At 64.2% G+C, this 21,270-nt stretch carries 21 protein-coding genes; 14 read left to right on the top strand and 7 right to left on the bottom strand.

What is annotated here, in order from left to right:
* Window positions 1-101: 101 nt before the first annotated feature.
* The 3 genes from OZ411_RS26845 (at window position 102) to OZ411_RS26855 (ending at window position 2,325) form a co-directional block, all read left to right on the top strand.
* A complete protein-coding gene (locus OZ411_RS26845; protein ID WP_282530366.1) occupies window positions 102-1,532 on the top strand; it encodes a DEAD/DEAH box helicase in 1,431 nt (476 codons plus the stop codon).
* A 25-nt stretch (window positions 1,533-1,557) separates the two neighbouring features.
* On the top strand, window positions 1,558-1,848 hold the full coding sequence (gene infA, locus OZ411_RS26850) for a translation initiation factor IF-1 (RefSeq protein ID WP_130582418.1): 291 nt from the start codon (window positions 1,558-1,560) through the stop codon (window positions 1,846-1,848).
* Between the two features lie 264 nt (window positions 1,849-2,112).
* Window positions 2,113-2,325: a cold-shock protein gene (locus OZ411_RS26855; protein ID WP_130582419.1), complete on the top strand. Its 213-nt coding sequence runs from the start codon at window positions 2,113-2,115 to the stop codon at window positions 2,323-2,325.
* A 224-nt stretch (window positions 2,326-2,549) separates the two neighbouring features.
* Here OZ411_RS26855 and OZ411_RS26860 read toward each other — a convergent pair whose 3' ends face one another.
* From OZ411_RS26860 to OZ411_RS26870, 3 genes are all read right to left on the bottom strand, one after another.
* On the bottom strand, window positions 2,550-3,185 hold the full coding sequence (locus OZ411_RS26860) for a TadE/TadG family type IV pilus assembly protein (protein ID WP_282530367.1): 636 nt from the start codon (window positions 3,183-3,185) through the stop codon (window positions 2,550-2,552).
* A 14-nt stretch (window positions 3,186-3,199) separates the two neighbouring features.
* The gene (locus tag OZ411_RS26865; protein ID WP_282530368.1) at window positions 3,200-3,784 is read right to left on the bottom strand and encodes a TadE family protein; all 585 of its coding nucleotides are present in this window, start codon (window positions 3,782-3,784) and stop codon (window positions 3,200-3,202) included.
* 157 nt (window positions 3,785-3,941) lie between these two features.
* Entirely contained in the window at window positions 3,942-4,451 is a 510-nt protein-coding gene (locus OZ411_RS26870; protein ID WP_282530369.1) for a pilus assembly protein N-terminal domain-containing protein, read from the bottom strand.
* 441 nt (window positions 4,452-4,892) lie between these two features.
* Between OZ411_RS26870 and OZ411_RS26875 the strand changes: the two genes are divergently transcribed.
* The 9 genes from OZ411_RS26875 to OZ411_RS26915 all read left to right on the top strand — a co-directional run bounded on the left by OZ411_RS26875 (window position 4,893) and on the right by OZ411_RS26915 (window position 13,788).
* Window positions 4,893-5,057 (top strand): Flp family type IVb pilin, encoded by a 165-nt coding sequence (locus OZ411_RS26875; RefSeq protein ID WP_282530370.1) that lies wholly within the window; start codon window positions 4,893-4,895, stop codon window positions 5,055-5,057.
* 306 nt (window positions 5,058-5,363) lie between these two features.
* Window positions 5,364-5,888 (top strand): prepilin peptidase, encoded by a 525-nt coding sequence (locus OZ411_RS26880; protein WP_282530371.1) that lies wholly within the window; start codon window positions 5,364-5,366, stop codon window positions 5,886-5,888.
* Window positions 5,889-6,017: 129 nt separating this feature from the next.
* Entirely contained in the window at window positions 6,018-6,815 is a 798-nt protein-coding gene (gene cpaB, locus OZ411_RS26885; RefSeq protein WP_282530372.1) for a Flp pilus assembly protein CpaB, read from the top strand.
* A 17-nt stretch (window positions 6,816-6,832) separates the two neighbouring features.
* Window positions 6,833-8,308, top strand: coding sequence for a type II and III secretion system protein family protein (locus OZ411_RS26890; RefSeq protein ID WP_282530373.1), 1,476 nt, complete (start codon window positions 6,833-6,835; stop codon window positions 8,306-8,308).
* Between the two features lie 9 nt (window positions 8,309-8,317).
* Entirely contained in the window at window positions 8,318-9,067 is a 750-nt protein-coding gene (locus OZ411_RS26895) for a CpaD family pilus assembly protein (protein ID WP_282530374.1), read from the top strand.
* Entirely contained in the window at window positions 9,064-10,329 is a 1,266-nt protein-coding gene (locus tag OZ411_RS26900; RefSeq protein WP_282530375.1) for an AAA family ATPase, read from the top strand. The genes OZ411_RS26895 and OZ411_RS26900 overlap by 4 nt, the downstream gene beginning before the upstream one ends.
* A gap of 18 nt (window positions 10,330-10,347) precedes the next feature.
* Window positions 10,348-11,811, top strand: coding sequence for a CpaF family protein (locus OZ411_RS26905; RefSeq protein WP_282530376.1), 1,464 nt, complete (start codon window positions 10,348-10,350; stop codon window positions 11,809-11,811).
* An 11-nt stretch (window positions 11,812-11,822) separates the two neighbouring features.
* The gene (locus OZ411_RS26910) at window positions 11,823-12,800 is read left to right on the top strand and encodes a type II secretion system F family protein (protein WP_282530377.1); all 978 of its coding nucleotides are present in this window, start codon (window positions 11,823-11,825) and stop codon (window positions 12,798-12,800) included.
* Window positions 12,801-12,810: 10 nt separating this feature from the next.
* On the top strand, window positions 12,811-13,788 hold the full coding sequence (locus OZ411_RS26915) for a type II secretion system F family protein (RefSeq protein WP_282530378.1): 978 nt from the start codon (window positions 12,811-12,813) through the stop codon (window positions 13,786-13,788).
* Window positions 13,789-13,839: 51 nt separating this feature from the next.
* Here the strand turns inward: OZ411_RS26915 and OZ411_RS26920 are convergent, their stop codons facing one another.
* Window positions 13,840-14,649: a tetratricopeptide repeat protein gene (locus OZ411_RS26920; RefSeq protein WP_282530379.1), complete on the bottom strand. Its 810-nt coding sequence runs from the start codon at window positions 14,647-14,649 to the stop codon at window positions 13,840-13,842.
* Window positions 14,650-14,819: 170 nt separating this feature from the next.
* Here OZ411_RS26920 and OZ411_RS26925 point away from each other — a divergent pair, with 170 nt between their 5' ends.
* A complete protein-coding gene (locus OZ411_RS26925; protein WP_282530380.1) occupies window positions 14,820-16,202 on the top strand; it encodes a leucyl aminopeptidase family protein in 1,383 nt (460 codons plus the stop codon).
* The gene (locus tag OZ411_RS26930) at window positions 16,195-17,037 is read left to right on the top strand and encodes an NlpC/P60 family protein (protein WP_282530381.1); all 843 of its coding nucleotides are present in this window, start codon (window positions 16,195-16,197) and stop codon (window positions 17,035-17,037) included. The genes OZ411_RS26925 and OZ411_RS26930 overlap by 8 nt, the downstream gene beginning before the upstream one ends.
* Before the next feature lie 309 nt (window positions 17,038-17,346).
* On the opposite strand, the gene OZ411_RS26935 is transcribed toward OZ411_RS26930, so the two are convergent.
* Genes OZ411_RS26935 through OZ411_RS26945 form a run of 3 tightly spaced genes read right to left on the bottom strand, consistent with a single transcriptional unit; the run spans window position 17,347 to window position 21,268 of the window.
* The gene (locus tag OZ411_RS26935; RefSeq protein ID WP_282530382.1) at window positions 17,347-18,972 is read right to left on the bottom strand and encodes an ABC transporter ATP-binding protein; all 1,626 of its coding nucleotides are present in this window, start codon (window positions 18,970-18,972) and stop codon (window positions 17,347-17,349) included.
* Between the two features lie 8 nt (window positions 18,973-18,980).
* A complete protein-coding gene (locus OZ411_RS26940) occupies window positions 18,981-20,159 on the bottom strand; it encodes an ABC transporter permease (protein ID WP_282530383.1) in 1,179 nt (392 codons plus the stop codon).
* Window positions 20,159-21,268 carry a microcin C ABC transporter permease YejB gene (locus OZ411_RS26945; protein ID WP_282530384.1) on the bottom strand — a complete coding sequence of 370 codons (1,110 nt, stop codon included), beginning with the start codon at window positions 21,266-21,268 and terminating at the stop codon, window positions 20,159-20,161. The genes OZ411_RS26940 and OZ411_RS26945 overlap by 1 nt, the downstream gene beginning before the upstream one ends.
* Window positions 21,269-21,270: the final 2 nt, after the last annotated feature.

Here is a 21,270-nt window from a genome sequence, read left to right on the forward strand (position 1 = left end):
CAACAGCACCGATGCCCCAAACACGAGGGTATCACCGATGCCCTCACGCGCCCGGCCGGCATGGCCGGCGCGCCTGACGTTTTGATGGAAAGACCTCCCTTTTGACCTCCTTTCAGGATTTCGGCCTTGCCGATCCCATCGCCCGCGCACTTCGGGAAGAGAACTACGTCACCCCCACTCCGATCCAGGCCCAGACCATTCCGCTCGCGCTCGAAGGCCGCGACGTGATCGGCATTGCGCAAACCGGCACCGGCAAGACCGCGTCCTTTGCGCTGCCGATCCTCAACCGCCTGCTGCAGAACCGCACCAAGGTGCAGCCGAAGTCGTGCCGCGTGCTGGTGCTGTCGCCGACCCGCGAATTGTCGGGCCAGATCCTCGACAGCTTCAATGCCTATGGCCGCCACATCCGCCTTTCTTCCGCACTCGCGATCGGCGGCGTACCGATGGGCCGGCAGGTCCGCTCGGTGATGCAGGGAGTCGAGGTCATGGTCGCCACCCCCGGCCGCCTGCTCGACCTCGTGCAGAGCAACGGCTTGAAGCTCAATCAGGTCGAGTTCCTGGTGCTCGATGAAGCCGACCGCATGCTCGACATGGGCTTCATCAACGACATCAGGAAGATCGTCGCCAAGCTGCCGCAGAGGCGACAGACGCTGTTCTTCTCGGCGACGATGCCGAAGGATATCGCCGAGCTCGCCGAAGCGATGCTGCGTGATCCGGCCCGCGTGGCGGTGACACCGGTGTCCTCGACCGCCGAGCGCGTCACACAGCGCATCATCCAGGTCGATTTCACCGCCAAGCCCGCCATACTGGCGCAACTGTTGAAGCAGGAACCGGTCAACCGCGCGCTGGTGTTCACCCGCACCAAGCACGGTGCCGACAAGGTGGTGAAGGGGCTGGAGAAGGCCGGCATCGCGGCTAACGCGATTCACGGCAACAAGTCGCAGAATCACCGCGAGCGCACGCTAGCGGCCTTTCGTTCCGGCGAAATCCGCACCTTGGTCGCGACCGACATCGCCGCGCGCGGCATCGACGTCGACGGCATCAGCCATGTCGTCAATTACGACCTGCCCAACGTGCCGGAGACTTATGTGCACCGCATCGGCCGCACCGCACGCGCCGGCGCCGACGGCGTTGCGATCTCGCTGATCGCGGGCGCAGAGGAGATGGGATACTTGCGCGACATCGAACGGCTGATCCGGGTGGCGCTGCCGCGCGAAGATCGCCGTACACCGGGCAATCGCGAGCAGGCGCCTGCCCCCGCCGCCCCGCATCGGGCGGCTGGACGAGCGGCGCAGCGGCCCCATATGGCCAAGGGAAATGAATCGCCTCAGGCAGCAAAAGGCCCTCGCCGCCGCCGCCGTGGAGGTGGTAAGAATGGCGCGCCACAGGCGAACCGGGGCGAGTCGCCACGTCCGCCGCAGATCGGCAAGAGCGAGGGCAACCAGGGCAGCGGCATTCAAGGCGTCGCCTTCTTGCACCGCGAAAGCCGGGCGAAACCGCAGCCCAAACGCAACAACCAAACGCAGCACTAGCCGTCAATCGATTCTGGAGAACCACATGGCTAAGGAAGAGCTGATCCAGTTCGAGGGGCTGGTGACCGAAATCCTCCCCGACGCACGCTATCGCGTGCAACTCGATACCGGACACGAGATTGTCGCCTATACGGCCGGCAAGATGAAGAAGAACCGCATCAAGACGCTGGCCGGCGACCGGGTTACGATTGAAATGTCGCCCTACGATCTCGAGAAGGGGCGGCTGATTTTCCGTCACAAGGACGAACGTCCGAGTTCGCCCGGCGGCCCGCCGCGCGGCCAGGCGCCGCGGGGCGGCCAGTTCCGCCGCCGCTGACGTGCCCCGAAGCCGTCCGGAATCGCGCACGACACCCTGACGTCTTGCGCGATCCCGGCGGTTTGCACGTTCGAACGAAATCCGCGCACGTCAGGATTGTTTTAGGGCCGTTTTTCGCATAATATCGGGCTAATCGATTTTCGGCCGGACGACATTAGCCATCCACCGGTATCCCGGTTCAGGTGCTGACGACCCTTCCAAAATTCGATCCACCAGCCTGCCAGAAGCGGGCTTTGACTTGTCTATCTGAGAAGGGACTATCCCGTGAGCATGGGAACCGTGAAGTGGTTTAACGCAACCAAGGGCTACGGCTTCATTCAGCCCGATGACGGCGGCAGCGACGTGTTCGTGCACATCAGCGCAGTCGAGCGCGCTGGCTTGGGCACGCTGCGCGAAGGCCAGAAGATCTCCTACGAGATCGTGTCCGATCGTCGCTCCGGCAAATCCGCCGCCGACAATCTGCGCTCGGCGGGCTGACCGACGGCGGGCCTGCGTCCGCAGCGTTCGCGACTGAAGCAAACGCTCTGGAGCAGGAGCACCGAATAAGAAAGAAGCCGCGCTCACCGCGCGGCTTCTTGTTTTGGTTATGCGCGCAGACCGCGCGTTAAGGCATGATCCGATCAGGCTGAATCCCCACCTCTCCGCTTGCGGGAGAGGTGAACCGGAACCTGCCGCGCGATTCAACCAAATGACATCACGCTCTAGGAAACCGGCGTGCAACTGCTGCCGGCATTGGCGGGCGGAGGATAGTCGACGCAGGTCGAGTGCCTCGGGCGGGTATAAGCCTCGTCTTCCATCGAAAGGTCGGTCTTGACCACATAGCCGACCGTCGGCGTGTAGGTGTAACTGACCTCGCTCCAGATCAGCCAGGTGTTCGGTATCAGCAACCCCTCAGGAACCGTCACCGTATCCCCCCGGTTGTGCGGCGAAGCCTTGAGCGTCGCCTGTGGCGAGCCGCTGACCATTGCGACGGTGGCCGACTGGCTCCACTGGATCTTCGCGATCTTGTTCTTGTCGATGAATATTTCCGAGACGGTCGCGGACAACGGCGTCAGCGAATAGGGCAGCATGATTGCCCCGCTCGCGGCGAAGACATTCTGCATATCCGTGTTCTTGACGCTGTCCAGCGATTGCGAGGTCAGGTCGGACGTCGCGTGTGCCACCAGCGTCAGCTTGCGCTTGATGGCGATGGCAGAGCTGAGCTCGACCGTTCCGAAGAACAGCACCAGCATGATGGGCACGATCATCGCGAATTCGACAGCCGCCACGCCGCGGCAATCGCGCACGAGATCGCCGATCTTGCGGCGCACGCGCCACGTCGATGAGAGCAAACTCATTCTCATTGCTTCGCTCATGAGCACGTCGCCCCACCAGTCGGAAAGGGCTCGTTCTTGAAGACCGCCGTTCCCGACAACAGGCGTTTGCTGCCGTTGAGATTGGACAGGTCGTATTCGAGATTGTATCCGACGTTGAGGATTTTGATGATGTAGACCGGCCACTCATAGAACAACCTGACCACGACGATGTTGCTGTCCTGGCCAGGACAATATTTCATGTCATTGATGAAGGTGCTGCTTCCATTGATCTGGTTGGGAATCTTGACCACGTTGGCCTGCGCGTAGCTGCGAACGTCGACAGAGATGCCGTTTTTGCAGTCGAACATGAAACTGAGCTTGTGGCCGCAGACTAGATCCTTGAACTGCGCCTGACTGAGCGAGCCGCTTTGCGCCTGGCCGGTCTGGACTATGCGCGCGGTATCCTGGGTGATCGTCTCGAGCACCTGGCTGGCGAAGAAGACCAGCGCCGTCTCGATGATCGCAAACAACAGCGCGAAGAACACCGGCGCGACGAGGGCGAATTCGACGGCGGTTACACCGCGACGATCGCGGCGAAACCGGCGCAACAGGTTGCGGAAAGAGCCAAGGGGCTGCGGCATCGGGGGAGTCTCGCGGGAATGACCCCGCAAGGACTAACCGAAACTGATTGTCGAAATGTTTCGCCGGATCCAGACGGCACGACCCGTTCCGTTAGGCCGGCGTTAAGCATGGACGAACAGCGCAAGGACGCCGCCGCCAACGCCTCTGCAGCTTTCGTCAGTTGGACGATTTGGGGGCGGACCCGCCCTGCCCGCTTGCCTGGGTGCTGAGCGTACCGGCCTGATCGATCGTGGACTTGAAGTAGTTCTCGCCATCGCCGAGCGTCACGCGACGCTGGCAGATCGGCATGCAGCTATAGGATTCCCGCTCGATGCCGCGATAGACGGTGACGAGTTGGTCGCTCGGGCCCTGAACCTGGATCTGGCGATCGACCAGCACCTGGCCGCTGCGGTCCATCGCGATGAAATTGGTGGCGCCATAACCCTTGCCGGTGACGACCACGACGCCGCCGGTCTGCAGCGTCACGTCGGCGATCATGGGGTTGCCGACCACGATGGTGGCGATGCCGGTCGGGAGCTTGACGAGCTTGGCCTGGTCGACATTGACCTCGATCCGATCAGGATCGGCCGCGGCAAAGCCCGCGGAAGGCCAGGCCGTGACGGCGGCTGCGAGAAGGCTGAAGGCGAGACCCGCCAACGTACGGATACGCTCTGACTTGAACGACATGCTCTACCCCGGGACACTGACAAGCCGGCAACCGCGATACGCAGCGGAAGCGGCGCCCGACAGAGCTAAACTGACAACAATTCATGAACGAAGTGCAAAAAGCGCTTCCGCAATTGCACCCGCATTCGTTTCCGGAGTGGACGGGCGACTTGCCTGCTGCATCGCCGCGGCCGCCTACCCAATCCTCTCGTAACCGAGCGCACCTCGATACAGGATTTGATCCAATCACATCGGCATCCAAAAGATTCAAGTTTTACCGAACGTCTTAAGCCCGCGTTGACTCTGCGTCGGAACTGTCAAATTTGGGGCGATCTTTCTGCAATCGAATTAACTGCTGCGCAATTGTCGCACCCCTACGGTCGCGTGCATGGTCACGGTGCTGAGAACGCCGGTGTGACCAAACGATAGTTCGACCAGCCACGTGCACACCAGGAGTAATCTATGAAGAACCTCGTTTCGCGTTTCATTAAGGACGAGTCCGGCGCGACCGCCATCGAGTACGGTCTGATCGCCGCGCTCATTGCCGTCGTGATCATTGGCACTCTTACGACCATCGGCACTCGCCTCGACACCAAGTTGCAGGCCGTGTCGGAGGGGCTGAAGTAGTCAGCCGATGTGGCCCGCACAAAGGCCCCGGCGATCCGGGGCCTTTGTCTTATTCGTCGAGTTGGACGGCGGAAAGCATGCGTAGATCAACTGTTCCACGTCTTGCGGCAGCCAAGGCCTGCTTTCGGGTAGGTAATCCAAACGACGCGTCCGCGCAGATCATCTGCGTCGCCCTGATACTGGCAGTTGTCACGCTCGCCGGCCGGATAGCGGCAGTATGGTGAGTACGCTGCCTTCGCCGATTGTTCACCTCTCGCGGCTAGATTCGAGGCGACCTCATCTGGACCGCACGGGCTGCGTAATCACATGATCCTCGACATTCTTCGCCTGCTGCTGTTTCCCGCACTGATGGCGTTCGCCGCAGCAAGCGACCTTGTCAGCATGACAATTTCAAACCGCGTGTCGCTGGCGCTCATGGCGGGGTTTGTCGTGCTCGCGCTCGCGAGCGGCATGGGGCTCCACGAGGTGCTTTCACATGCCGGCGCCGGCGCCGCCGTGCTCGCGGCCGGATTTGCCTGCTTTGCGTTCGGCTGGATTGGCGGCGGCGACGCCAAGGTTGCGGCCGGCGCCGCGCTCTGGCTCGGCTTCGACCATCTGCTGCCCTATCTGCTCTATGCGTCCCTGTTCGGTGGCGCACTGACGCTGCTTCTGCTGCAGTTTCGACGATGGCCGCTGCCCTATCCGCTGCTGAGCCAAGCCTGGCTGCTGCGGCTGCACGCCAAGGAGACCGGCATCCCTTATGGCATCGCGCTCGCGCTTGGCGCGCTCGTGATCTATCCCGAGACCGACTGGATGAAGGCGGTCGACGTGGCGCATTTCGCAACGCGTTGAACGGGCAGAAGTAACTGCCCGTTAAGGCGATTTAGATACGCCTCATTAACCATGCTTTGACGAATAGCTGGTCAACTGCCGATCACAGCGGCGGGAACCGTCGCGTCGTCCTGTGGAAAGTGAAGCGTAATGAATACCGCCCGCATCGTGGTCCTGGCTATTGCCGGCGTTGCCGGCCTCGCGGCGCTGTATCTGGCGAGCGGAGGTGGCGACCGACCCGCTCCCAAGACCGAGCCGGTGGCGCAACTGCCGACCGTCGACATCCTGGTCGCGAAGTCCGATATCGGCCTCGGCCAGTCGGTCAAGGCCGAGGACTTGCAGTGGCAGAGCTGGCCGGCCTCGAGCGCGAGCAGCTCGTTCATGCGGCGCGACAGTAAGGCCGATGCCATGAAGGACGCCATCGGCTCAATTGCGCGAGCGCCCTTTATCGCCGGCGAGCCGATCCGCGAGCAGAAGTTGGTAAGAGCCGATGGCAGCGGCTTCATGGCCGCGATCCTGCCGTCCGGCATGCGCGCGATCTCGACCGAAATCTCGCCGGAGACCGCTGCCGGCGGCTTCATCCTGCCGAACGACCGGGTCGACGTCATTCTCTCCAAACGCAGCAAGAATCCGGACAGCAATGGCCCCGACGTCGTCAATTCGGAGATCATCCTGAGCAATGTCCGCGTGCTTGCGATCGACCAGGCGCCGAAGGAAAAGGACGGCACCAGCGCGCTGATCGGCAAGACCGTGACACTCGAGCTCAAGCCCGAACAGGCGGAGACGCTGGCACGTGCCCGCCAGAGCGGCACGCTGACGCTGGCGCTGCGCAGCATCGCCGACGTCAATATCGTCGAAGCCAACGCCGACAATCAAATGCGCAGGCGCGGCCAAACCATCAACGTCATCCGCTACGGCATCGCCAGTCCGCAAACGGTACAGAAGTGAGCGAAAGGGCGCGGGGAATGAGAGGCTGGGGGAATCGATCGATGCTGCGGGCTTTCGTCGTTCGCGCCCTGTCGTTTTCGGCCGCCGTTGCGTTCGCGCTCAACCCGGCCCTGACGCCGGTGGTGGCGAGCGATTACCGCGTCACGGCGCCGCCAACGGCGGACGGCCAGGCCAACGCGCGCTTCCTGTCGCTCGGGGTCGGCAAATCGGTCGTGGTCGACCTGCCCCGCGATATCAAGGATGTGCTGGTGGCCGATCCCAAGATCGCCAATGCCGTGATCCGCTCGTCGCAGCGCGCCTATATCATCGGCGCCGCGATCGGCCAGACCAACATCGTGTTCTTCGATTCCGCCGGCGCACAGATCGCCGCCTATGACATCGCCGTGAAGCGCGACCTCAATGGGGTACGCGCCGCGCTCCGCCAGGCGTTGCCGAATGCCGACATCCAGATCGACGGCGTCGGCGACGGCGTGGTGCTGACCGGCACGGCTTCGAGCCCGATCGAGGCGCAGCAGGCCGGCGATCTCGCCGCGCGGCTTGCCGGCGGCCCTGAAAAGGTGGTCAATTCGATCGTGGTCCGCGGCCGCGACCAGGTGATGCTCAAGGTCACCGTCGCCGAGGTCGCACGCTCCATCGTCAAGCAGCTCGGCATCGATCTCACCGCCAACCTGAACTACGGCACGGCGGTGGTGAATTTCAGCAACGCCAATCCCTTCACCGCCTATGGCCGCGCGCTGGTGCCCGACAACACGGCGACAACCTCGTTCGGCGCCACCCCCTCGGTGAGGGCGACGCTGCGCGCGATGGAAAGCGCGGGCGTGGTGCGGACGCTGGCCGAGCCGAATCTGACGGCCATCTCCGGAGAGTCCGCGACCTTCATCGCGGGCGGCGAATTCCCAATTCCAGCGGGCTACTCCTGCGACCCCACAACCCATGTCTGTACAACGCAGATCCAGTTCAAGAAATTCGGCATCTCGCTGAACTTCACGCCGATCGTGCTGACCGAGGGCCGCATCAGCCTGCGGGTGATGACCGAGGTGTCCGAACTGTCGAACGACAATTCGATCACGATCTCGCAATCCGTCACCGCCAATCAGGTCAACGCGCTGACCATTCCCTCGATCAAGACCCGCCGCGCGGAAACGACCCTGGAAATCCCCTCCGGCGGCGCGATGGCGATGGCCGGCCTGATCCAGGAGCAGACCAAGCAGGCGATCAACGGCTTTCCGGGCCTTGCCCAACTGCCGATCCTCGGCACGCTGTTCCGCAGCCGCGACTTCGTCAACAACCAGACCGAGCTGATGGTGCTGGTGACCCCCTATGTCGTGCGCGCGGTGGCGCAGAAGGACCTGTCGCGGCCGGACGATGGTTTTGCCAATGCATCCGACCCGCAAGCCGACTTCCTCGGCAGCATCAATCGCATCTATGGCGTGCCGGGCCGTACCGAGCCGGGGCGAAATTACCGTGGCACTTACGGCTTCATTACCGACTGAGGCGGGACGATGACACCCAAGCTGACATCCAAACGATCCGCCGATCGCAACCGCACCCTCGCTCGCCTCGGGGCGCTGATCGGCATTGCGGTGGCGCTCGGCGCCTGTCGGCACACGGAAGATTCGCCGCTGGCGAGCTTTCCCGACGATTATCGCCTGCGCCATCCGATCGCGGTCCAGGAAGCCGACCGCTCCATCGTGGTGTTCGTCGGCAGCGGTCGCGGCGGCCTCACCGCCGAACAGCGCGCCGACGTGATGGGGCTGGCGCAGACCTGGCTGCGCGAAGGCACCGGCGCGATCAGCATCGACACGCCGCTCGGCACGCGGAATGCGCGCGCCGCCGCCGATTCCTTACGCGAGATCCAGGCGACCTTCGCCGCCGCCGGCGTGCCACCGCGCGCGGTCGCCGTGCGCCAGTATCGTCCCGAGGATCCGCGCCATTTCGCGGCGATCCGTATCAACTATGCGCGGATCTCGGCGGTGGCCGGCCCGTGCGGCACCTGGCCGGAGGACCTTGGGCCGTCGATCAACAACAAGAGCTATTTCGACAACAAGCCCTATTACAATTTCGGCTGCGCCAGCCAGCGCAACCTCGCCTCCATGGTCGACAATCCGAGCGATCTGGTGCAACCGCGCGCGGAGACGCCGCCTTACACCGAGCGGCGTGACGTGGCCTTCGAAAAGTATCGCAAGGGCGTCGCGACAACGACGACCTATCCCGAGGCCGACATGGCCAAACTGAGCAATGTCGGCAAATGATCAGCTACGCGCGCCAGAACTCCGACGCCCAGCCTGACGTCCCGCCGCAGGTGGAGGAGCATATTGCCCCGGCGCCGCGGGTGTCGGTGCAGGCGTTCTGCGATACGGTGGAGACCGCCGCCGCGGTGCAGTCAGCCGGCGAGGACCGCAGGCTCGCCAAGGCGCATCTGAAGATCCAGATGGGCGGCATGGCCGCCGCCATCGAGGCCTATCGCTCGGCGCCGACGCCAAACGTCATCATCCTGGAAACCGGGACCAATAGCGACATCCTCGCCGGTCTCGACCAACTCGCCGCGGTCTGCGACGCCGGCACGCGCGTGATCGTGATCGGCCGCCTCAACGATGTCGCGCTCTATCGCGAGTTGGTGCGCCGCGGCGTCAGCGACTACATGATCGCGCCTGTTGTCACCATCGACGTGGTGCGCTCGGTCTGCAACCTGTTCTCGGCGCCCGAGGCCAAGGCGGTCGGGCGCATCCTTGCCGTGGTCGGCGCCAAGGGTGGTGTCGGCGCGTCCACCGTGGCGCACAACGTCGCCTGGGCGATCGCGCGCGACCTGGCGCTGGATTCCGTCGTCGCCGATCTCGATCTCGCCTTCGGCACGGCCGGCCTCGACTACAACCAGGATCCGCCGCAGGGGATCGCCGAGGCCGTGTTCTCGCCCGACCGTGTCGACACCGCCTTCATCGACCGGCTGCTGTCGAAATGCACCGATCACTTGAGTCTGCTCGCGGCGCCCGCCACGCTCGACCGCGTCTACGATTTCGGCGCCGAGGCGTTCGATGCGATCTTCGACACGCTTCGCACCACCATGCCCTGCACCGTGCTCGACGTCCCGCACCAATGGTCGGGCTGGACCAAGCGGGCGCTGATCGCCGCCGACGACATCCTGGTGGTCGCAGTCCCCGACCTTGCCAACCTGCGCAACACCAAGAACCTGGTCGACCTCTTGAAGGCCTCGCGGCCGAACGACCGCGCGCCGATCTATTGCCTCAACCAGGTCGGCGTGCCGAAGCGCCCCGAGATCAACGCCGCCGAATTCGCCAAGGCGATCGAGGCCGAGCCGATCGCGACGATACCGTTCGATCCGCAGATCTTCGGCTCGGCCGCCAATAACGGCCAGATGATCGCGGAGATCTCCGCCAATCATCGCACCATCGAGATGTTCCTGCAGATCGCGCAGCGGCTGACCGGCCGCGGCGAGACCAAGAAAACCAAAGGGTCGTTCCTGTCGCCCTTGCTGGAGAAGCTGCGGGCGAAATAGCCGGTCTGGAGCAGAGTCGTGTTTGGTAAGCGTAGCGCAAATGACAGTGAAGTGCGGGCACTGAGGCCCGCCGTTCACGCGCCGGAATCTTTGGCCGCAGCCGCGCCGGCGCGCGAGATGGCGCCTCCGACCATGCCTTCGCCCCCGATCGCCCCGCCCAAGCCGCCGCCGGCGCCGACCGTCGACACGCGCCGATCCGACACTTACTATCAGGTCAAGGCCACCATCTTCGGTGCGCTGATCGAGGCGATCGACCTCGCTCAGCTCGCGAAGCTCGACGGCGATTCCGCGCGCGAGGAAATCCGCGACATCGTCAACGAGATCATCGCGATCAAGAACATCGTGATGTCGATCGCCGAGCAGGAAGACCTGCTCGACGACATCTGCAACGACGTGCTCGGCTACGGCCCGCTCGAGCCGCTGTTGTCGCGCGACGACATCGCCGACATCATGGTCAACGGCGCCGGCACGGTTTACATCGAAGTCGCCGGCAAGATCCAGCGCACCGGCATCCGCTTCCGCGACAACCAGCAGCTTCTCAACATCTGCCAGCGCATCGTCAGCCAGGTCGGCCGCCGCGTCGACGAATCTTCGCCGATCTGCGACGCCCGCCTCGCCGACGGCTCGCGCGTCAACGCCATCGTGCCGCCGCTCGCGATCGATGGACCCGCGCTCACCATCCGCAAATTCAAGAAGGACAAGCTGACACTGGAGCAGCTCGTCAAGTTCGGCGCGATCTCGCCGGATGGCGCGAGCATTCTGCAGATTATCGGCCGCGTCCGCTGCAACGTCTTGATCTCTGGCGGCACCGGCTCCGGCAAGACCACGCTGCTCAACTGCCTGACCAACTATATCGAGCACGACGAACGCATCATTACCTGCGAGGACGCCGCCGAGCTGCAACTGCAGCAGCCGCATGTGGTGCGGCTGGAAACCAGGCCGCCTAATATCGAAGGCGAAGGCCAGGTCACGATGCGCGAACTGGTCCGCAACTGCCTGCGTATGCGCCCTGAGCGCATCATCGTCGGCGAAGTCCGCGGACCCGAGGCGTTCGACCTGTTGCAGGCGATGAACACCGGCCACGACGGCTCGATGGGCACGCTGCACGCCAACAACCCGCGCGAGGCACTGTCGCGCTGCGAATCCATGATCACGATGGGCGGCTTCTCGCTGCCCTCGCGCACCATCCGCGAGATGATCTGCGCCTCGATCGACGTCATCATCCAGGCGGCGCGCCTGCGCGACGGCTCCCGCCGCATCACCCACATCACCGAGGTGATGGGCATGGAGGGCGACACCATCATCACGCAGGACATCTTCCTGTACGACATCGTCGGTGAGGACGCCAACGGCAAGATCATCGGCCGGCATCGCTCGACTGGCATCGGCCGGCCGAAATTCTGGGAGCGCGCCCGCTACTATAACGAGGAGAATCGCCTCGCCGCCGCGCTCGACGCCGCCGAAGCGCCGCCGCCGGCATAAGGAAGCCGATGATGAACCTGCAATCGCTCGCCCTCGCCTTCCTCGCCGCAACCGCCGTCGGCGGACTCGGCTGGGTCTTCCTCTATCCGTTGCTGTCCGGGGAGAAGCAGGCGGAAGCGCGCCGCGCCTCCATCGGCCGCTCCGAACCCGCAACCACGCGGCAGGCCGAACGGACCCAGCGTTCGCGCCGCGAGCAGGTCGAAGGGACCTTGCGCGAGCTCGACGCGCGCCGGCAGAAGGAGGCGAAGGTCTCGCTGAGCAAGCGCCTGACCCAGGCTGGCCTCGACTGGACGCCTCAGAAGTTCTGGATCGTTTCCGCCATCCTTGCAGCGATCGGCTTCGTGCTCTCCTACATGATCAGCGGCGGACTGTTGGGCTCAGTAGGCATTGCCTTCGCCGCCGGCTTCGGACTGCCGCGCTGGCTGCTCGGCTTCCTGAAAAAGCGCCGCGAAGCGGCGTTCCTGAAGGCGCTCCCCGACGCCGTCGACGTGATCGTGCGCGGCATCAAGGCCGGCCTGCCGCTGTTTGAATCGCTCAAGGTGGTCGCCAGCGACTCGCCTGAGCCGCTCAAGAGCGAGTTCAAGGCAATCATCGAGACACAGACCATCGGCATGCCGCTTGGCGATGCCTGCGCCCGCCTCTACGAGAGCATGCCGGTGCCGGAAGCGAATTTCTTCGGCATCGTGGTCTCGATCCAGCAGAAATCCGGCGGCAATCTCTCGGAAGCGCTTGGCAACCTCTCCAGGGTGCTGCGCGACCGCAAGAAGATGAAAGAGAAGATCAAGGCGATGTCGATGGAAGCCAAGGCTTCCGCGGGTATCATCGGCGCACTGCCCCCAACCGTTATGCTGCTCGTCTATATCACGACGCCTCAATACATCTCGCTGCTGTGGACCCATCCGACCGGTCAATTGATGTTGGTAGCCTGTCTGGTCTGGATGAGCATCGGCATCTTCGTGATGAAGAAGATGATCAATTTCGATTTCTGACGGGTGAAGCATGATTGATCTTCTGGCCAGCAAGCTCCACGACGTCAGGTTCATGACCATGCTGCTCGCGGCGATCGCCGTGAGCGCGACCTGCTACTCGCTGATCATGCCGTTGTTCGCCGGCGAGAACCTTCAGAAGCGAATGAAGGCAGTGGCGAGCGAACGCGAGCGCATCCGCCAGCGCGAGCGCGAGCGGCTGGCCAAATCGGAAAAGGCGTCGCTGCGGCAGGCGCCGAAGCAGATGGTCTCCAAGGTCGTGGAAGACTTCAACCTGAGCAAATGGGTGGCGCAGGAGAGCGCTCGCGAGAAGCTCGTCATGGCGGGCTATCGCGGCAACGCTCCTTATGTCACCTTTCTGTTCTTCCGCGCTCTGACGCCGATCGTGATGCTGGTCGGCGCCGCACTGTATGTTTTCGTAATCGCGCAACTGCAAACGTCACTGCTGACGAAGATCGGTATCTGCCTCGGCGCGGCGTATCTCGGGCTGCAGGCGCCCATGCTGTTCTTGAAGAACGCCATCACCAAGCGTCAGCTTTCGATCAGGCGCGCCTTTCCCGACGCGCTCGACCTGCTCTTGATCTGCGTCGAATCCGGCATGTCGGTCGAAGTCGCTTTCAGGAAAGTCGCAACCGAGATCGTCGGACAATCGGTGGCGCTGTCGGAAGAGTTCACGCTCACCACGGCGGAGCTCTCCTACCTGCAGGACCGCAAGACGGCCTATGAAAACCTCGCCACGCGCACCGGGCTCGAGAGCGTAAAATCGGTCTGCCTGGCGCTGCAGCAGTCCGAGCGTTACGGCACGCCGCTCGGCCAGAGCCTGCGCGTGATGGCGCAGGAGAATCGCGACATGCGTATGGCCGAGGCCGAGAAGAAAGCCGCCTCGCTGCCGCCGAAACTGACGGTGCCGATGATCCTGTTCTTCCTGCCCTGCCTCTTCATCGTCATTCTCGGCCCGGCCGTCATCAAAGTCATGGCGGCGATGCACTGAACCGATTGTGTGGCCCGAGAGAGGATCTTAAGCTACACCGCCTGAGACGGATCAGTCGTCGCGCGCGACGATCGGCACCGGTTTCGCCGCTGCGGTCCGCGGATTGTCCCGGCCCTTCAGCATGTCGCGGAGGTAGGCGACATTGGCGGCGGCTTCGTCGGCCGGCAGGTCGGCCTTGACGATGTTCTCGGCTTCCGCGAACCGGCCCTGCAGGCCGACCACCAGGGCAAGGTTCTGCCGCACCCGGCTGTCGGCGCGGCTGCTGCCATACGCTCGGCGCAGATTCTCTTCGGCCTTGGGCAGGTCGCGGCTCAGCATGTAAGACAGGCCTAGATTGGACAGCACCGACGGCTCGTCCGGAGCGAGGCGAAGCGCGCTCGCATAATAGCGGCGTGCCTCGTCATGCCGGCCAAGCCTGTCGAGCGTGGTTCCCTGCACCGACAGGATGCGCCAATCGGGATTGTCGGGTGAGTGCGCGCGGCTCAGCACGTCGAACGCCGCCTGCGCATTGCCGTTGTCGGCAAGCGCCCGGCCATACGCCGCGAGCAGCGGCCGGTTGCCGGGATTGGCGATGGTGGCCTGCTCCAGCATCGCGACCGCCTGCGCGCGCTGTCCGGTCGTACGCAGCGCCTGACCGTAACCGATCGCGGCTTCGACGTCCTTCGGGTTGGCGCGATAGCGCTCGCCATAGAAATCGACGGCGCGGCGCGGGTCGTCCGGCGCGGCGGCGGCCGTCCTCGTCCGTGTGGTCAGCGGGCCCGCGACATCTGAGAGCGTCTGGCAGCCGCCAAGACTTGCCGCCAGCAGCGCCGAAAGGGCAGCCGACGCGAGAGCGCGGGCAAGACTGGACTGTCGACGCATAGCGCTTTAACTCACAATATCGCGCGAAAAGATCGAGCCGAATGCACCAGCAATAGACTGTTAACCCTAACGTCTGGTTAACTGGCGTGCTCCGGAAAAGTGGAGACCGGTTTTCCGATAAGAGCACGCTCAAACAAGAATCAGCGCCCCTGCCATTTGATGAGAGTCGCATGCCATCCATCTTCGAAACTGCATCCGCATCGAACGCCATTCCCATCACTTTCGTCACGAAATCGAACTGGGAGCAGATCCGCGAGACGCTTCCCGCGCATGCGCGGCAGTTCGCGCAGGCCAATGGCTTTGCGGCCAAGCCCGGCAAATATCTGGCGCTGCCGGCGCCTGACGGTTCGCTCGCACAGGTGCTGTTCGGACTTGAGGATGAGGCAAGCCGGTCGCGTGATCCATTCCGGCCGGGCAGCCTGCCCGGGTTGCTGCCATCAGGCGTCTACCGCTTCGCCAATGCGCCGCACGATACGCGGCTCGCCGCACTCGCCTTTGCGCTCGGCAGCTACCGCTTCCGCCGCTATCGCAAGGCGGAAATGCCCGACGTGCGGCTGGTGCCGCCGGATGGCGTTGATGCGGCAGACCTGGCGCGCATGGTGGAGGCCGCATGCCTGGCGCGCGACCTCATCAACACGCCCTCGAACGACATGGGGCCGCAGGAGCTGGCGCAGGCGGCGGAACAGATAGCGTCGCGGTTCGGCGCCACGTTTAACTGCATCATCGGCGACGAGCTCGTGCGACAGAATTTTCCGCTGATCCACGCCGTCGGCATGGCCTCGAGCCGCGCGCCACGGCTGATCGATCTCACCTGGGGTAACCCCGATCACCCCAAGGTGACGCTGGTCGGCAAGGGCGTTTGCTTCGATACCGGCGGGCTCGACCTGAAACCATCGAGCGGCATGCTCATCATGAAGAAGGACATGGGCGGTGCCGCCAATGTGCTTGCGCTTGCGCAGATGGTGATGGACGCGAAGCTCAAGATAAGGCTGCGCGTGCTGATCCCTGCGGTCGAGAACGCGGTCGCGGGCAACGCTTTCCGCCCGCTCGACATCTTCACCTCGCGCAAGGGGCTGACGGTCGAGATCGGCAATACCGACGCCGAGGGACGGCTGGTGCTCGCCGATGCGCTGGCACTCGCCGACGAGGAGAAGCCGGATCTCCTGATCGACCTCGGCACGCTCACGGGCGCCGCGCGCGTGGCGCTGGGGCCGGACCTGCCGCCCTTTTACACGCAGGATGATACGCTAGCCGCGGAGGTGGCAGCGCATGCGAGAGCGGAGCACGATCCGTTGTGGCGCATGCCGCTATGGCCCGCCTACGATGCCTGGCTGGATTCGAAGACCGCCGATATCACCAACGCCCCGTCGGGCACGTTCGCCGGTTCGGTCACCTGCGCGCTGTTCCTGCAACGCTTTGTCGAGCACGCCAAACGCTGGCTGCATGTCGATATCTACGGCTGGACTCCCAGCGCGAAACCGGCGCGGCCCGAAGGCGGCGAATGCCAGGCGGCGCGCGCGATCTACAAACTGTTGAGCCAGCGCTATGGATGATCCGCGCCTGACACCTTCCCGCGGCGACATCGCCGCGAAATACCTCGAAGGCAAGGTGAGCGCTGAGCGCTTCGTTGCCGGCGAGGAGTTCGAGATCGCGCACGCACTCGCGCCGCTCCGCGAAGCGCCACGCTCCGACGCCACGCTGCTGACGCAGGCCCTGAAGGGCGAGCGCCTCACCATCTATGACCGCAACAGCGAGGGATTCGCCTGGGCCCAGCTTGGCAGCGACGGCTATGTCGGCTGGCTGTCCGATGCCGCGCTGGCAAAACCTTCCGCCGCGCCGACCCACAAGGTGACGGCGCTGCGGACCTTCGCCTTTCCCGGCCCCTCGATCAAGCTGCCGCCGGTCGAGACGCTGCCGCTCGGCGCCCGGCTGAACGTCGCGCGCGAAGACGGCGTGTTTGCGGTGACACGCGAAGGCTGGCACCTGCCGCGCCGCCATGTCGGCGGCATCGACGCGATCGAGGATGATTTCGTCACTGTGGCCGAACGTTTCATCGGGACGCCTTATCTCTGGGGCGGCAAGAGCAGCCTCGGCATCGATTGCTCCGGCCTGGTGCAGGTCGCGCTGACCGCCGCCGGCACCGGCTGTCCGCGCGACAGCGACATGCAGCAGGAGGGCCTCGGGCGCGAGCTGAGCGCGACGGAAGCAAGGAAGCTGCAGCGCGGCGACCTGATCTTCTGGAAGGGCCATGTCGCCATCGTACGCGATGCCACAACGATCGTGCACGCCAATGCGCATCACATGGCAACCGTGATCGAGCACGCCACGGAGGCCATCGCCCGCATCAAGGCGGCAGGCAGTGACGTGGTCGCGATCAAGCGGCTTTAACTCGTAGCCTGGGTGGAGCGCAGCGCAACCCGGGACAACTGCGTCAACATCCACCAGCGGCCCCGGGTTACGCTGACGCTCCACCCGGGCTACGACGCCAATGCGTGTCGAGCACGGGGGCCTCATCCTTCGAGACGCCGCTTCGCGGCTCCTCAGGATGAGGGGAAACACGGTGCTCTCGGGACGGTCAGACGTTGCCGCAGGCTAAACTGCCCGCCCCTCATGGTGAGGAGGCGCCAACGGGTCCGCGCGAAGCGCGGCCCGATGACAGGCTCCGCGCCGTCTCGAACCATGAGGCCCAACTGTCACTCAGGTCGCCTCCGCGCCATTGCCGGCCGTCTCCAGGCGGAAGGCGGCGGCGAAGAGGGCGCGGGTGTAGTTGCTCTTCGGATTCTTGAACAGCTCGGAGGCCGGCCCCTCCTCCTCGACCTTGCCGGACTTCATCACGATCAGATGGCTGGCGAGCGACGCCACCACGCGCAAATCGTGCGAGATGAACATGTAGGTGAGGTCGCGCTTGCGCTGCAATTCGCGCAAGAGGTCGACCATCTGCGCCTGGAACAGCATGTCGAGCGCGCTGGTCGGCTCGTCCAGCACCACGAAATTCGGCTCCAGCACCACCGCGCGCGCGATCGAGATGCGCTGGCGCTGGCCGCCGGAGAACTCATGCGGATAGCGGAAGCGCCATTCCGGCTTGAGGCCGACATCCGTCAGTGCCTTGATCACCCGCGCCTCGCGCTCTCCGGCCGACAACTGGCGCTGATGAACAGTCAGCCCTTCAGCCACGATGTCGCCGACCGACATGCGCGGGCTCAGCGCGCCGAACGGATCCTGGAACACGATCTGCATGTCGCGGCGGAACGGGCGCATCTGCTTGAAGCGCAGGCCCTGGATGTTGCTCCCTAAGAACACGATCGGCCCGTCGGAGGAGATCAATCGCAGCAGCGCGAGCCCCAGCGTGGTCTTGCCCGAGCCGGATTCGCCGACCACGCCGAGCGTCTCGCCCTTGCGCACCGCGATGCTGACGCCGTCGACCGCCTTGATATGACCGACAGTGGAGCGCAGCAATCCGCGCTTGATCGGGAACCAGACCTTCAGATCATCCGCCGAGATCACCACCGGCTGGTCCGGGCGTGGCGGCGCCGGATCGGGCTTCGGCTCTGCGGCGAGAAGATCGCGCGTATAGGGATGCTTGGGCGCGGTGAAGACCTGCTCGACCGGGCCGTGCTCGACGATCTTGCCACCATTCATGACGCAGACGGTGTCGGCGATGCGGCGGACAATGCCAAGATCATGGGTGATGAACAGCATGCTCATGCCGAGCCGGGTGCGGATCTCGGCCAGCAGCGCCAGGATCTGCGCCTGCACGGTGACGTCGAGCGCCGTCGTCGGCTCGTCCGCGATCAAAAGGTCGGGCTCATTGGCGAGCGCCATCGCGATCATCACCCGCTGGCGCTGGCCGCCGGAGAGCTGATGCGGATAGCTTTGCAGCCGCGTCTCGGGCTCGGGAATGCCGACCTGCGTCAGGAGCTCAATGGTGCGCGCCCGCGCCGCCGCGCCGCGCACGCCGCTGTGCAGCGACAGGATCTCGCCGATCTGCCCCTCGATGGTGTGGAGCGGATTGAGCGAGGTCATCGGCTCCTGGAAGATGATCGAGATGTCATTGCCCCGCACCTCGCGCATCTCTCGCTCCGAGGCGGTAAGAAGGTCACGGCCCTTGAAGCGGATGGTGCCGGAAGGATGCGACGCGGCCGGATAGGGCAGCAATTTCAGGACCGACAGCGCGCTGACGGACTTGCCCGAGCCGGATTCGCCGACCAGCGCGAGGCATTCGCCACGCTTGATCGAGAACGAGACATGGTCGACCGCGATCGACGGGCCGAACGCGACCGAGAGGTCGCGGACATCGAGCAGCGGCTGGTTGATGGCGTCCATGAGCTGCCCTACCTGAACGTCTTGCGCGGGTCGAAGGCGTCGCGCGCGGCCTCGCCGATGAAGATCAGGAGCGAGAGCATGATCGCGACCGAGAAGAAGCCGGTGAAGCCGAGCCACGGCGCCTGCACATTGGCCTTGCCCTGCGCCAGCAACTCGCCGAGCGAAGGCGAGCCCGGCGGCAGGCCGAAGCCCAGGAAGTCCAGCGCGGTCAGCGTCATCACCGAGGATGAGACGATGAACGGCAGGAAGGTCATGGTCGCCACCATCGCGTTCGGCAACAGGTGGCGGAACATGATCACCGCATTGGAGACGCCGAGCGCGCGCGCCGCCTGGATGTACTCGAAATTGCGCCCGCGCAGGAATTCCGCACGCACCAGGCCGACCAGCGACACCCAGGAGAACAAGAGGAGGATGCCGAGCAGGATGAAGAAGCCCGGCGGCAGCACCGCGGAGATGATCAGAAGCAGATAGAGCGAGGGGATCGCGGTCCAGACCTCGATCAGGCGCTGGAAGGTGAGATCGATCCAGCCGCCGAAATAGCCCTGCACGCCGCCGGCGGCGACGCCGATGATCGAGGACAGGATGGTCAGCGTGAGGCCGAACAGCACCGAAATCCGGAAACCGTAGATCAGGCGCGCGACCACGTCGCGGCCCTGGTCGTCGGTGCCGAGCCAGTTGTATTCGAGGTCGCGGCAGCCGCTGAGATGCTTCCTCTCGACCACCTCCTTGCACTGCTCTTCGGTCAGCAGCCAGGTCGGCTTCGACGGCGCCGGGGTCGGCAGATCGAGATTGTGGGTGTCGTAGGAATAGCGGATCGGCGGCCAGATGATGGTGCCGCTCTTGGCCGCGATCTGCTTCTGCAAGTAGGGATCGCGGTAGTCAGCCGTGGTCTCGAAATCGCCGCCGAACGTCGTCTCCGCATAGTTGAAAAGCACCGGCCAATAGAGCCGGCCGTCATATCTGACCATCAGCGGGCGATCATTCGCAATGAAGTTGGCGAACAACGAGACCACGAATAGCACCAGGAATATCCAGAACGACCAGTAGCCCCGGCGGTTGGCCTTGAAGTTCTGCCAGCGGCGCTTGTTGAGCGGCGACGGCTCGAAGGGATGGCGGCTCGGCGGCACGGCCTCGCCGAGCGGCGATTGCGTGGTGGTCTCGACGGGTTGGGGCGCGAGCATCGTCATCAGACTTCCCTCGCCTCGAAATCGATCCGGGGATCGATCCACATGTAAGCGAGATCGGAGATCAGGTTCACGACCAGGCCGACCAGCGAAAAGATGAACAGCGTGCCGAACACCACCGGATAGTCGCGGTTCAGGACGCTCTCAAAGCCGAGCAGGCCGAGCCCGTCGAGCGAGAAGATGGTCTCGATCAAAAGCGAGCCGGAGAAGAAGGCGTGGATGAACGCGCTCGGGAAGCCGGCGATCACGATCAGCATCGCGTTACGGAAGATGTGGCCGTACAGCACCTGCGTCTCGCTGCAGCCCTTGGCGCGCGCAGTCATGACATATTGCTTGCGGATCTCGTCCAGGAACGAGTTCTTGGTCAAGAGCGTCATGGTGGCAAACGCCCCGAGCGCCATCGAGATCAAGGGCAGCGTGATGTGCCAGAAATAGTCGAGGATCTTCCAGTACCAGGGGAATTGCGACCAGCCGTCCGAGGTCAATCCGCGCAACGGGAACACGTTGAAGAACGAGCCGCCGGCGAACAGGATGATCAACAGGATCGCGAACAGAAAGCCAGGAATCGCAAAGCCGATGATGACCACCGCCGAGGTCCAGGTGTCGAACCGAGAGCCGTCATGCACGGCTTTCCGGATGCCGAGCGGGATCGAGATCAAATAGGTCAGCAGCGTCATCCAGATGCCGAGCGACATCGACACCGGCAGCTTCTCCTTGATCAGCTGGATCACGCTGACGTCGCGGAAATAGCTCTTGCCGAAATCGAAGCGGGCGAAATTCCATACCATCAGCGCGAAGCGCTCGGGCGCCGGCTTGTCGAAGCCGAACTGCTTTTCGAGATTCTTGATGAAGGCCGGATCGAGGCCCTGCGCGCCGCGGTACTTCGAGTTGACGGCGTCTGCCGAGGCGCCGCCCGGCGCGCGCGCGGCAAAATCGCCGCCGGATGAACCCGAAACCCGCGAGGTGCCGCCGGTATCGGCGCCGGAGAGCTGCGCCAGCACACGCTCGACCGGTCCGCCCGGCGCGAACTGCACGACAACAAAGGACACGAAGAGGATGCCGAGCAGCGTCGGCACCATCAAGAGAATGCGGCGGGCGATATAGGCGGTCATGT

The sequence above is a fragment of the Bradyrhizobium sp. Arg237L genome (assembly GCF_029990105.1).
Lineage (GTDB): Bacteria > Pseudomonadota > Alphaproteobacteria > Rhizobiales > Xanthobacteraceae > Bradyrhizobium.